The sequence below is a fragment of the Agarivorans sp. QJM3NY_30 genome, from assembly GCF_050870855.2.
Taxonomy (GTDB): Bacteria; Pseudomonadota; Gammaproteobacteria; order Enterobacterales; family Celerinatantimonadaceae; genus Agarivorans.
In genome coordinates this window covers 1,163,479-1,176,549 of record NZ_CP194038.2, presented here as the reverse complement: position 1 = coordinate 1,176,549, position 13,071 = coordinate 1,163,479, and the positions used below count along the sequence as shown (strand labels likewise).

Here is a 13,071-nt window from a genome sequence, read left to right as displayed (position 1 = left end):
ATTGGCTGCTTCAGAGACCTTTCTGCTGGGAGGTCTGACGAGCTTAAAAGTCTAATAAACCCACCTGCATCTAAACTCTCTTATAGTAAAGTAGCCAAGTCTTTGTTTATTTGATATTTTGTTGATTAAGTGAGTGCAGTGATACAAGGCTATTTCTAGTAATGGTTACCTCCAATCTCCAGCCATGTTTTTGTGAACACTTTATCTCGTGATAAAGGCTGAGGTTCGACAGACACTCCAAAATCCAATATGTTCAAAGTTAGTAAGGTGTGAAGAGTGAAATTGTCATATATTATTCCAGCCGTTGTTGTCTTCGGTGCACTCTTATTTTGGAGCGGGGCCTACTTTGAGAGATATTATTCTGGTGCCTGTGTTAAGAGTGTAAGTTTGTATATCGGTGAGGAAATAGCTGGGTTGAGTAACAATCAGGAAAAATTGCTATCATTTTCTAAACACTTACAATCAGTCGAATACTCTAATAAGCTAACGGCAGCTTCATGTAAGAAGTTGTTGAATGAAGTATATTTTTCAAGTTGGGATTAATGACTATGGAAATAAAAAATACTTTCGCTTTTAGACACTCAGCACCAATGATTCTATGGCCTGTTGCTGGAATAGCCCTTTCATTTCCCTTTATTTATGATTTACATTTTTTATTCTACTTTGCTACATCAATATTGACTGTTATCTTCGTATTTACTTTTCCTGGTTATGCACCTCACTACTTTGATGTAGTTACACCAATTTTCTTGATAGTATGGGTAGCTTTATTATTGATACCTCTATTCTCATTCTACAAAAAGAAAGTGAGACTGTATAAACTTGAATTTTTGGCGGGGTTGTACTCGTTTATTAATAGCGCATTAGGAGTAGTAATGATTTTTATGTTGCATTCTAATAATCAATACATGTAACGAATCACTCATTTGTCCAGTTCTGTGTTAGCAACGAGGTAAAAGCTTAGCTAAGCAAAAAGAAAGCTCGCCCTGCATCTTCTTAGATCCTGCGTTGCGCATTCACAAGGGCGTTGAAGTAAACACTACGCTCAAACAGACTTCAACTTTGCTCCCTTGTTTATTTGCGCTACTCGGCGAAGATGATGGGATTTAAAAGCGTAATCTTGGCTATCGAGAGTGTGAAAGGTTTTTTTAAATTAGTGTCTAGTTTCTTGTTGAATAAAATAAAGCGCTATATCCATGCTAAATCCCTTCGAATTGTTGTTTCTCTAAAGCGTTTTTGCGCATTTTTACCTCGATAAACGCGAGATATGCTGGGCTCATATGTCGATCTTTTCACTGCAATTATACACAGTTAAGTGGGTTCCCATGGTAATCCCCCCGAAAATTAATCCCATGCAAAAGTAGAATTTTCTCGTATAGTAAATACAGGAGATTCAACATGAAAAAGTCACGTTACACGGACAGTCAGATCTTATCTATTCTCAAGCAGGCTGAGGCTGGTACACCTGTTCCTGAGCTCTGTCGTGAGCATGGAATGAGCAACGCAACCTTTTACAAGTGGCGTTCGAAATACGGCGGTATGGACGCATCCCTTATGGCGCGGATGAAAGAACTCGAAGATGAAAATCGACGGCTTAAAAAGATGTATGCGGAAGAACGCCTTAAAGCAGAGGTGATCTCAGAGGCGATGGCAAAAAAGTGGTGAAGCCCTGTGAGCGTCGATTGATGGCTCAGCGTTCGGTGGCGAACTATCACATCAGCATTAAAAGTGCATGCTATTGGTTTGGGATCAGCGAGACCTGCTATCGCTATAAATCGAAGCTTCAACCTGAGAATGAGTTGATAGCTCAGGAGTTAGTAACGCTGTGCAACAGTGAAGACTGCTCTGACTGGGGCTTTGGCCTGTGTTTTCACCATTTGCGGAACGTTAAAGGGTATACATGGAACCATAAGCGGGTTTATCGGATCTACTGCGAATTGGCTCTAAACTTACGTATTAGGCCAAAACGACGCCTGAATCGCCATACGCCAGAGCCTCTTAAAGAGCCGATTAAAACAAACCAAGTTTGGTCCGTGGACTTTATGCATGATCAGCTATCTGATGGCCGGAAGTACCGTTTATTCAATGTGATAGATGATTACAAACGTGAAGGTCTGGCGTCAGAACCTGATTTTTCAATGCCCACAGTACGAGTCACTCGGATCTTAGAGCAGCTCATCGAACAACGAACCAAACCTGTTGCGATCCGCTGCGACAATGGTCCTGAGTTCATTAGCCATGCGTTTATTAAATGGGCCAACAACCACGACATTCGAATCGATTATATTCAGCCAGGAAACCCACAACAAAACGCCTATATAGAAAGGTTCAACCGTACTATGAGGTTTGGCTTAGTGAGTAAGTATTTGTTTGACACACTTGAAGATGTTCAAGATCGGGCGACCCAATGGTTATGGTTCTACAATCATCAACGACCACACCTTGCAAATGGAGGGTTCCCACCACTAAAAACGGCAGCATGAATTCTACGAATAAATGCGGTTAATAATGGGAGGATTACCCCATCTTTCTGCAAATACATGACCATCTTTCACGCATGGTCAAAATGGTGATTCACTGATATGCTGTTGACAAAGTTGAATATTAAAGGCTGTGTGAATTTCTGTGCTGCGTGATAGGTGGTAACTTCGCATGCGTGAAAGATGGGAATTTGCATATTAATATACTGTTAGGTGATGTCAGATGAAAAGTATGATGCTTCGAGTGGCTTTATTTTTCGTTATCCTTCCGTTGACTGCATGTGGTAATTTTGCAGTGATTGAATTAGCTGATAGCAACGGTATTACTGATAGCGCCATTGAAAATTTTTGCAGTGATAATGGCTTGGTTCAGGATAAAAAGCCTTGGATACGAAGTTATAACCGCTGGGCTAACAGCCCTCGTAACGAGTTGTTGAGATCTTGGAGTGGTGAGTATGAGGGGGAGGCCGTCATGCTTGTCGAACTTAAGAGAGATGGGAAATATATCTTAGTTGTTGATGTCCAATATGCGCACGAGCGGCCAAATGAGGTCGCGAATCATATCGTAGGTCGATTAAAGCAAGCGGGAGTTAAGTACGATATCGTGATTGAGTATAAGAGTTTTCTACGGCTGTCATAAATGAATCACCTAACAAGCGGTTGTTATCGCCCCGTTGGGGCTGGGACGGCCTTTCCGCTGCTTCGCAGCTCCAAGTCCGCCCCAAAACCGGGCGTTAAATGTCACGAATAGTAAGGAGTATAACTTGATTGGTCCAAATCCAAATAATAAAGAGCCGATGAAAGGATTTCCACAAGTTGGATATCTTAAAAATTATATAAAAAGTGAAAATATTTTAGTCGGTGATTATACATATTATGATGATCCTGACGGTCCTGAAAATTTCGAAAGTAACGTGCTTTACCACTTTCCATTTATTGGAGATAAATTAATTATTGGAAAGTTTTGCGCTATTGCAAAAGGTGTGAAATTTATAATGAATGGTGCTAATCATAAAGACTCTGGTTTCTCTACTTATCCATTTTATATATTTGGGAATGGCTGGGAAAAAGCTATGCCTAAAGAAGGTGAGCTACCATTTAAAGGTGACACGGAAATTGGTAGCGATGTTTGGATTGGTTATGAAGCAACAATAATGCCTGGTGTTAAAATTGGACACGGTGCTGTAATTGCGAGTAAATCTGTAGTTACTAAAGATGTCCCTGCTTATACAGTGGTCGGGGGGAATCCTGCACAAATAATAAGAAATCGCTTTGAACAACCTATTATTGATAAGTTACTTCAACTAGCATGGTGGGATTGGTCTGCAGAAAAGATAACCTTGAATCTTGAAGCAATTATAGGTGCAGACATTTCAAAGCTTGATTGTGCCAAGTGACATTTAACACATATGAGCCTCCGGGTAGTCAATAGGCGAGCCTAACTTATTTGACTGCTCTTGCAGTCAAATTAAAATCAATCAACAAATGCATCTACTTCGTCTGTCAGTTAGCTGTCAAATCATCGTTTACAGCAAACACATATAGAGGCTCTCTTAGTGCGATCTTATCGCTGCCTGAGGCTATCCGGTCCTTCGGAATGTCAGGGGCACTAGACATTTATCGGTTAACCCTAAGATGGCACTATTCAAGTCACAGGGGCTTTATGCACAGTTAGTGTCAGGCTCATTTAAGGTGTAAACGATTTTGTTGATTGTACTTAATGCGCGCCAATAAGGTGTCTAATCAAGTCGGCGTAGCTTAAATAGCCTTTGGCATAGTGATGATGGTGATGAGTTATTGCTTCATTAGCCACATCATTCACGGTCATGCTCGCTTCTCTTTTTAAGAGTATCTAGTTAGACGTTCAGCTCACCTTATTGCGCGACTTACCCTTTCAAGAATCGCTGTTCATCAAACACCGTTTTGTTCTTCAACATGAAATAGACACAACGGCCAAGTTTATGTGCCAGTGCCGATAATGCTTTAGCTTTGCTCATCCTTTTTTGTAATTGATTAAGGTAGTTGCGGGCTTTGTCATTGCCACGCAGGTAAAGCACAGCCGCTTCTGAGAATGCCCATTTCAAATGAGCATTACCGATGCAAACTTTTGTACTGATTCAAATCGGGCGATATCACCAATTTCATACAAGATGGTCAGGGATAAAATTTTGCCAATCCCAGGTACGGTCTTTAGCAATTCTAAATAAACGGGGTTATGGTTTTTGGCCTGTTTTTCAATGAACCATTCCACTTGGGCAAGTTCTTTGGCGTAGAAATCCAGTATTGCCATATCCATGTCGATATTACGCTGCACGATAGGGTCTTGGTATTGCTCGCGTAGTTGTTGTCTTGCAGACATGTTTTTAAGGTTTAAGTCAGTGGCAGGCAGATTGTATTGACTGTTGGTGTTAACCACATGGCCTTTGAGCATGGCTCCGTGACGGACAATCTTCATTCTTCGGCGTAACAAGTCTCGCGTAGCACGCATTTCGCGAGGGTAATTGTAAGCAATAGGGAAATTACCACCACGCAGTAGTGTGGCAATTTTAAAGGAGTCTACTTTATCATTTTTGGTTTTACCGCCATGGATAGCTTTCATGTAAAGGGCATGACCTAGAATGAAATCGATGCCCAGTTCAGCACACCAATCAGAGACCCAATACCAGCAATGCATGCACTCAACCCCGACAATGACATTGCCGATATAGGGTTCGAGTATGAGTAACAAGTCATTTTTATTAGCCCCAATCTTTTTGTGGACGACAACTTCCCCTTTAGAATCAATGATGCAGACATAAAGTAAGCGTGCATGTAAATCAATGCCACAGTAGTATGGATGTGAGTTATTATAAAATCTCATTGAGCTTTCTCCTGTTGGTTTGGTCACCTTAAGCATACCGCTGATACGGTTTGCTAGGGAGGAGGCTCAATGATTATCAAGCTAATCAACTGGACGCATAACGGTTGTCATCGTTTTTGCAAAAGAAAAACATGGCAAAAACAACGCCAACCTACACGCCAGTTATTAGGGCGTTAGGATATTAAGGATGAAAATGGATATTATGGATGAGATTATCTTTCCAAACATTCAGTTAAGTCATATTGAATTATACGTTCAAGACCTAGCTAAGATGGAAGACTTTTACAAAAGTAAGTTAGGCTTTGTTGTTACTGATAGAGGTGAAGGACAAAATGGTATGGTTTTTTTAAGTCGGAACCCAGAAGAGCACCATCAAATTGTTTTAAGTCCAGTGCAATCGCATAGGGCTCTTGAAAGTCCAGTTGATCATATCTCTTTTAGAGTTAAAAATATTGATGAATTGAAAGCCTTCAATTCATCATTAAAGTCAGTTTCTGAAATAAGTTTGCAAACAGTATCTCATGGCACAACTTGGTCTATATATTTTCGTGATCCTGAAAACAATAGGTTTGAAATTTTCACAGATACTCCCTGGCATGTGAATCAACCGTGTAAGTTTGCTGTAAATTTAGAGTTATCTCATGAAGAGTTGATCAAATTTACAGAGAATGAGATTAGAAATATGCCTGGATTTTCTCCAAATAGTGATTGGGAAATAGTTCATAAGAATAGTTTAGGTGTGCTTGGTTAGCCATATCCTAATCGGGTAGCCGGAGGAATCTAACCTCCAGCCCCCACAACACCCTGCATGCGGCTCCGCACAGGGCGTTTCCTGAAAACGGTTAAAATACAACGGCCGATTCGCTCCTTTGCATTCCAATGATGGCTTCTGTTTTTGCGCCATGACTCCTCAGTCCGGTCGGATACGGAGACAATGAGCTGCACAGGCTCCTCATTGATTTTCAGGTTCAGGCCTTCACCATGTCCCAACTATTACACAATAAAGCGGCATTGGGCTCTTTATCTAAAAACGCCGTCTGCTGATAACCGCCATGGAGTGAGTTAAACGATCGCAAGTTAAGCAGATCTCCCCACTCTTTGTTTATAAGAAGTAGAACATGCACTTTCTCTTTTCTCTGCACTGCTGCATCATTTACGGTGGCCGTTAGATCACATGGCTTCGTTGTCTTGTGCCAACTCGCCTCCAGCCTACGCCTCATATGATGTTCTTGTTCATCAGCTCGCCCTCTCTTTAGATAAAAAGGCGTCCGGCTTCCTTCAGACATTCCCTCACGGTAACGCCCTTGCCATTCGCTAGTAAGTTCATGCCCATGGGCGTACACAAACATAGGCAGCATCGCCCTACGGGCTGGATGCGCTAACGCGCGCCGCTGCTTTCGGCGTTATCTCCGTCTCAGCCATACTGAATCTAATCCAGCATACCTTTGAACAAACAATCAGCGTAACTCACTTTTGTCCAAAAGTGTGTTTGGCGGGCGGCAAACATACGAAATGCACTATGCCATACTATGGTTCCATTTTATGTCAAACTGTGGTTCAAATTTTGGATTTGCATTAGATGTAACGCAGGTCCTTATGTCACTTTATAGTTCCAGCGACACTAGATTTTCTGGGTCATGGCAGTAAAATTAGTGAGGTATCAAGCAATGTTTCAACTCGACCACATGATTTTAACAACAATGATGAGTCGGCATCATACAACAAGCTTTAAATATCCAACGGCGGGCGTAACAGCACAAAATATGTAAATCATCAGCGATAATTGGCAAACTATTGAGGATTTACAATTGTTAGCGCATGTACTCGAGAACTCAGCATTGCGAAACAAGCGGCAACCCGATGCTATGGACGGTTTTACACCCGTGAGTAAAATATATGAAAAGAGTGCTTTGCGTATTGCGGACCATTTACCAACGATCAAACTGATGCAAATAATCGCTTTATTATTCAGGCAATTGTATGCCTTGGAGCAAACCGCGAGCGACATACTCTGCAATGGCTTGAAATTTATGGTTCAAGCTTTATGTCTTGAGAAAACCATCCGCAAAGCATATAAAAAGGCGCTTAAGCTAGCACGGGCTTAAGCGCTGGAAAACTATCTCAACTGGAGCCGCAGCATAACTAGACCATTGTTTTCGCCAGCCTCAGCAAGATAGAAACCTAAAAAGGATTACTTCGCGATAAACTAAAATGGAAAACTATTCAGCGACCTCACTATTTTCAGAAATTTCGTTATTTTCAGCCGTTTCATAATTTTCAACGACCGCCTTATCTTCAGATACTTGGAGATTGTCAGCAGGGGCATCATTTTCAGACGACTCGATATCTTTAGGCATCGCCTGATTCACAACGACGTCGCTATTTTCAGACACTTCGCCATTTGCAGCTTGATCTGCTTCGGCCGACAATTGCAAGTTGTTCAATTCATTCTGGGTAGACTCAGCAGCTTGTTCTTGAGTCCCCACCAACTCTTGATTCGGATCTAAGCCCTTATATATAGCAAAACTGGCTACCAGCACGGCTAAGACGAGAAAGCCATATTTTAATTTCATGATAAAACTCCGTAAATAATATGCCCATCAACATAGGCGTAGCGTCTTGACCTTAAAAAAGGCGCTTAAGCGAGCACAGGCTTAAGCGCTGGAAACTACCTTAGATGAAGCGGCATCATCACTAGACCAAATGTATCTACCGCCGTAAGTCCAGATAGCAACCCAAAAGGATTACTTCGCGATAACTAGAGCAGAAGTTATTCAGACACCTCACTATTTTCAGCCTTTGCTGGATCAGTAGATAAATCTAGGTTATTAAACTCAGTTTGGCTTAATACCCCATCTTTATCGGTATCTAAACTCGCCCAAACTTCAGCTAAAATAGGCAAATCAGCCGCTTCTTCTTGACTCACAACCATGTCTTGGTTGGTATCTAAGCCTTTAAAAATATCATCATTGGCAGACGCCAAACTCGCAACAAACACGGCTAGTACTGGAAAAGTATATTTTAATTTCATGATATAACTCCTGTGATAATGAACACTCTTAAAATATGCTGCTCTAACAAAGCAGCGAGGCAACAAGCTAATAGCAAGGCTTAGGCCATAAGTTAAAAGCAATTAAATAACAATGACTTAACTATAAATTAGAGGTGTAAAGTAAGCGAAGGTGTTGTTGATTAACGACGCAATAAAATGCTATGAGTGACGACGCCTGTGCAGGCCTACCGCAAGGCTGTCGCCGATCGGCGTCAATAGCTTAGAACTCGACTTTCGAATATCAGCTTAATAAGCTTTAAAGGTGAATATCTCTGCCCATCCGAGGGGCAGATAAGCTTAAAGGAATGCTTAGCTCTTACTATTGAATCAAATAAACAGCACCAGCCGAGCTAATATCAGCGATGGGAAAGCAGAATCCTTGAGTGCGTAGCACCAGCTCAAAATACCCTCTAGAAAGGAGTCTGATTTTACTTCAAAGGGAAAGTGACGCTTGACGACTTACCTCTCGAAATAACATACAACTCAACACAATTTAGTCCTTTTTGCATCGAACAAAAGTGAATCCACAACTTGTCGTTACTCCTAACAACACCGCCTCATCGTCCACAAATAAGCAGATAATGCCTTATATTTTTCAGAATAAGCTCACAGGATAAGCCCCCCCCCCTCATATCATTGACGCCACTCTTGATAAAACACCTCATATTCTGCCATGATTAAACTCAAGCTTGATCCTGAATGGTAAGAATATTAATGAAGTTTCAGTTTGCTAAACAACCTATTGTAGATGCTACCAATCAAATCGTTGCTTACGAGCTATTGTTTCGCGGCGCAGACAGTATTCGTAACCAATCCGACCAAGTAGACAGAGCAACCGACCATATTATCAGTGGTAATTTTATCTTAGGGGTGCTGAATCAGTTGGGCAGTGAACATCGTAGTTTTATTAATTTTACCGAACAAGATTTACTCGAAGAAAAGGCAACCTTACTGCCAAAAAAAAGTGTCGTCATAGAGATTTTAGAACACTGTCAGCCCACCGAAGCCTTGTTAAAAGCCATCAAAAACCTGCGTGAATTAGGTTATACCATTGCCCTAGATGACTTTGAATTAAGTAGCCCTTGGCTCGAATACGCCCATTATGCAGATATAATTAAGGTGGATGTCCTCGTCGCCCCAGAGGAGGATGTAAAAGCCATTGCCACTCGATTTAAGCCACTTAACCTGACCCTATTAGCCGAAAAAGTCGAAACCGAATCACAATTTCATCGCTATTTAGAATATGGCTACCAGCTTTTTCAAGGGTTTCACTTTTATAAGCCGAGCATGTCGAAGCTACGAGTGCTGACCCCCAGAAAACTCTACCTCTTGGAACTACTGAATAAAATTGGCCAAAGCAATGTGTCGGTGGAAGACATTAGCGATAATATCGCCAACGATGCGGCGTTAATGGCGATACTACTCAGCAAAGCCAACGACAACTGTCGTATGGTAAGCAAACCAATTCTCAGTATTAAGCATGCTGTGAGCTATGTGGGAATGGCTGAACTCAAAAAATTAATCCATATTGTAATCACCTCAGAACTGGCAGTGAATCGACCACAGATCCTCTATGCAAATGCCTTAAAACGAGCTCAAACCTTAGCTTTCATGACGAAGCAGTATCCGCTAAGCTGTGATCCAGATATTGCGTATAGCGTCGGTCTATTATCCCTGTTTGATGCCATCCTTGCGGTAGAGATGACAGCTATATGTCAACAGTTAAAACTGCCGGAAGATATTAGCCAGGCTCTCACCTCAAGAGTCGGTCGTTGGGGGCAAATGCTGCAACTGATCGATGCCATTGAACTTGGTCAATGGCAACGGCTCGAAACCAATGCCGAAGCCTTAAAAGTCAATGTAGATACATTACTTGAGTTTTATAATCTCTTGTAAAATAAATTATTTATTAAGAACAGCTGCTCTTTGGTGATGCTTTGCGGCTATTGATGCTTGATTCAAGCCAGACCCGTCATATGCAAGATTGCCTTCGGCTAAAATTATAAAACACCAAAATCCACGCTTCCTGTCACAATGACAACGCTTATGGCACTGGAGAGCAAAGATCAGCTGCGCCTGGAATAAACAATCCAAACCACCGCTATACTGAAATATAGTGAATAGTTCTTGCTTAACTGCCGCAAATATTAGAACAATAACCACCTTAGCGTTTTGTAAACCAATGGAGTGATTTTTGAGTCGAGTAAAAAAACTGAGTATATGGCAACGTTTAAGGCGTGACTTACTGATGGTAAAAGAAGCCTTAGCTCAAGAAAAACAAGAAACCAAAGAAATGCTAAGTACTTATCGACGTTACACCCAGAAGCAGGCCAGTGCCGAAGAGTTACGCAAGGCGAATAAACAATTTGCCGATGTACTCAAGAGCTTAGGATTAAGTATGTTTGCCGTTTTACCTTTCGCGCCCATTACCATTCCCCTGATCGTCAAGTTAGGGAAGATATTCGGTGTGGATGTATTACCAAGCTCCTTCAATGCCACACCGGACGAGCTCAAGCAACAACGTAAGCATCGCTAGTCAAGCTATAACCGATGGCTAAGCCACTAAAACATTAGTTTCCAACTCCCGCCTCGCCATAGGCCTTTTTACTGCAAAAAATGACACTATAGGCGCTCAGCGGTTTATACTATACTGCTGCTTTATTGATCATAATTGTTCCAATGACAGAAAATAGCTTAACGATTCGAGCCTATAGCAAGCAACGTTGCAGTCACTGGCATCACCATCATCAGTTGGTGTTACCGATCCAAGGCGCGATCCATATCGCATTGGCTGATTATCAAGGCAGAGTGGCTGTAGGTGAGTGTGTGGTGGTCCCCTCACGACAGCGACATCATTTCCATGCCGATGAAGCAGCCCGTTTTGTGGTCGCAGATATGCAGGACTTACCTGCTAATTTGGCACCAACAAAGGCCATGATTTTCTCGGTGACGCCACCGCTACTCAGCTACCTTTCCTTCATCGAAACTCAGTTAGAATACCAACTCCAACCGGAGATAGAGAAGTCTATCTTCCAGCTGTTCTACACTCTGTTAAAGCAGCAAGGAGAATACCAAGCGATGGATCCTCGGATCCGGCGAATTCAGGCTTTTATCCACGAACATCTGAATATTGATCTAAGCATCAATCAGCTCGCCGAGCGAGCATGCCTCAGCCCGACTCAATTTAAGAAATTATTCAAAACTGCGCTAGGGCTGAGCGTCCATCAATTTATTACTCAACAACGTATGGAGAAAGCCAAAGCGCTGCTTACTCATACCGACTTGCCAGTACAATTAGTTGCCGAACGTGTCGGTTACAAGGACCTATCGGCCTTTAGCCGTCGATTTTCCATCCACTTTGGGCTCTCTCCTCGAGAGTGTACTCGCTAGCGATTAAAAAACGCCTATCGAAACAAAGATTGCGTCCGTTTAGCAAACTAATTCTATTTCATTCTGTTTATCCTAAAGCCAACATGCCGTGCAGCTAGTCAAGCGATTAACGGCCACAAGCAAGGATCGTCAAGCAGATGAAATTCACCACCAACAATCACTCAACTCAACAACAAGCCAGTCTTGCAATACTATTTGCCTCATTGTTATGGGGTACCACTGGCACTGCTGCAAGCTTTGCCCCAGAAGTAGACCCTCTAGCCATCGGCGCATTTGCCATGGGTTTTGGTGGGCTAATGCAAGCGGTAATAGCAAGGCATCGACTCAAATCTGACCTTCAACAACTACGAACATTGAAGAAAGAGCTCGTTCTCGGAGCCTTCGCTGTGGCACTCTATCCTTTGGCTTTCTATAGCTCAATGCGACTCGCAGGTGTCGCAATTGGAACGGTGATTTCGATCGCGACCGCCCCCTTTGCAACGGTATTATTGGAATGTCTATTGAGCAAAAAAAATAATATCACCAAACAGTGGTTATTCAGCTTCTCTTTAGGTGCTTTAGGAATTGCACTATTGACCTATGCCGCATCATCCAGCACAGAGTTTAAACAAGCCAACACCGCTAAATTACTCGGGATCTTACTCGGCTTACTCGCGGGCTTAAGCTACGCTATCTACGCTTGGCTTGCCAAATCTCTGATCGACAAGGGTGTCCAATCAGAATCTGCAATAGGTAGCTTATTTGGACTCGCATCTCTGTTGTTGCTGCCCTCACTACTGGTCACTGGAGAACAGTTATTCTCCAGCATACAAAATACCGCTCTGGCCTGCTATATGGCTTTGGTCCCAATGTTTCTTGGCTATCTCGCCTTTGGTTTCGGGCTGCGTACCCTGCATGCTAGCCGAGCGACTCTGTTAACCCTATTCGAACCGGTGGTTGCAGCCGTTTTAGCGGTACTGGTTGTTGGAGAACGGCTCTCGCTGAGTGCTTGGACAGGCATGTTATTGATTAGCGTTTGCTTAGTGATCCAGAGCCAAAGCAATGCCCCCAACCGTGGCAATCAACAACCGTAAATCAATTGACCTCTCGAGAGGTCTAACGATTGCGCAATGCTTGCAGCGAACAAAAGACTCATCACATTGAAAAATAGTGACCTTACCGTCCGATAAGGGCATTGCTAGCATGATTAATTTAAGCAAATACGACTGTAGCGAGCTTGGTGCCAAAACAACCGAAGGTTGATTTATCATGCCATTCCCGTGAGTGACAGCCCCACATCAAGCGAGGCA

The 13,071-nt window shown here is 42.5% G+C and carries 10 protein-coding genes and 1 pseudogene; 8 read left to right on the top strand and 3 right to left on the bottom strand.

The features are described from left to right. The first annotated feature begins 1,398 nt into the window (after window positions 1–1,398). The 3 genes from ACRRSX_RS05375 to ACRRSX_RS05365 all read left to right on the top strand — a co-directional run bounded on the left by ACRRSX_RS05375 (window position 1,399) and on the right by ACRRSX_RS05365 (window position 3,877). Window positions 1,399–2,483, top strand: a protein-coding gene (locus ACRRSX_RS05375) for an IS3 family transposase (protein WP_432451743.1) whose coding sequence is annotated in 2 segments (ribosomal slippage) — window positions 1,399–1,648 and window positions 1,648–2,483 — 1,086 coding nt in all. Because the reading frame shifts where the segments join, the coding sequence is not laid out codon by codon here. 220 nt (window positions 2,484–2,703) lie between these two features. Then, on the top strand, window positions 2,704–3,120 hold the full coding sequence (locus tag ACRRSX_RS05370) for a hypothetical protein (protein ID WP_432454226.1): 417 nt from the start codon (window positions 2,704–2,706) through the stop codon (window positions 3,118–3,120). A 157-nt stretch (window positions 3,121–3,277) separates the two neighbouring features. After that, the gene (locus ACRRSX_RS05365; RefSeq protein ID WP_432469377.1) at window positions 3,278–3,877 is read left to right on the top strand and encodes a Vat family streptogramin A O-acetyltransferase; all 600 of its coding nucleotides are present in this window, start codon (window positions 3,278–3,280) and stop codon (window positions 3,875–3,877) included. A 489-nt stretch (window positions 3,878–4,366) separates the two neighbouring features. On the opposite strand, the pseudogene ACRRSX_RS05360 reads toward ACRRSX_RS05365, so the two are convergent. Continuing rightward, a pseudogene (locus ACRRSX_RS05360) lies at window positions 4,367–5,340 on the bottom strand (IS110 family transposase). Window positions 5,341–5,527: 187 nt separating this feature from the next. On the opposite strand from ACRRSX_RS05360, the gene ACRRSX_RS05355 reads away from it, so the two are divergent. Next, window positions 5,528–6,091 carry a VOC family protein gene (locus tag ACRRSX_RS05355; RefSeq protein ID WP_432454227.1) on the top strand — a complete coding sequence of 188 codons (564 nt, stop codon included), beginning with the start codon at window positions 5,528–5,530 and terminating at the stop codon, window positions 6,089–6,091. A gap of 1,468 nt (window positions 6,092–7,559) precedes the next feature. Here the strand turns inward: ACRRSX_RS05355 and ACRRSX_RS05350 are convergent. Continuing rightward, window positions 7,560–7,913 carry a hypothetical protein gene (locus tag ACRRSX_RS05350; RefSeq protein ID WP_432454228.1) on the bottom strand — a complete coding sequence of 118 codons (354 nt, stop codon included), beginning with the start codon at window positions 7,911–7,913 and terminating at the stop codon, window positions 7,560–7,562. 197 nt (window positions 7,914–8,110) lie between these two features. Continuing rightward, complete coding sequence (locus ACRRSX_RS05345) at window positions 8,111–8,371, bottom strand: hypothetical protein (protein ID WP_432454229.1); 261 nt, start codon at window positions 8,369–8,371, stop codon at window positions 8,111–8,113. Between the two features lie 735 nt (window positions 8,372–9,106). On the opposite strand from ACRRSX_RS05345, the gene ACRRSX_RS05340 reads away from it, so the two are divergent. The 4 genes from ACRRSX_RS05340 to ACRRSX_RS05325 all read left to right on the top strand — a co-directional run bounded on the left by ACRRSX_RS05340 (window position 9,107) and on the right by ACRRSX_RS05325 (window position 12,855). Beyond that, on the top strand, window positions 9,107–10,288 hold the full coding sequence (locus ACRRSX_RS05340; RefSeq protein ID WP_432454230.1) for an EAL and HDOD domain-containing protein: 1,182 nt from the start codon (window positions 9,107–9,109) through the stop codon (window positions 10,286–10,288). Between the two features lie 352 nt (window positions 10,289–10,640). Then, a complete protein-coding gene (locus ACRRSX_RS05335; protein WP_432456093.1) occupies window positions 10,641–10,928 on the top strand; it encodes a hypothetical protein in 288 nt (95 codons plus the stop codon). 143 nt (window positions 10,929–11,071) lie between these two features. Next, on the top strand, window positions 11,072–11,782 hold the full coding sequence (locus ACRRSX_RS05330) for a helix-turn-helix domain-containing protein (protein WP_432454231.1): 711 nt from the start codon (window positions 11,072–11,074) through the stop codon (window positions 11,780–11,782). Window positions 11,783–11,919: 137 nt separating this feature from the next. Then, window positions 11,920–12,855 carry a DMT family transporter gene (locus tag ACRRSX_RS05325; protein WP_432454232.1) on the top strand — a complete coding sequence of 312 codons (936 nt, stop codon included), beginning with the start codon at window positions 11,920–11,922 and terminating at the stop codon, window positions 12,853–12,855. Window positions 12,856–13,071 lie beyond the last annotated feature (216 nt).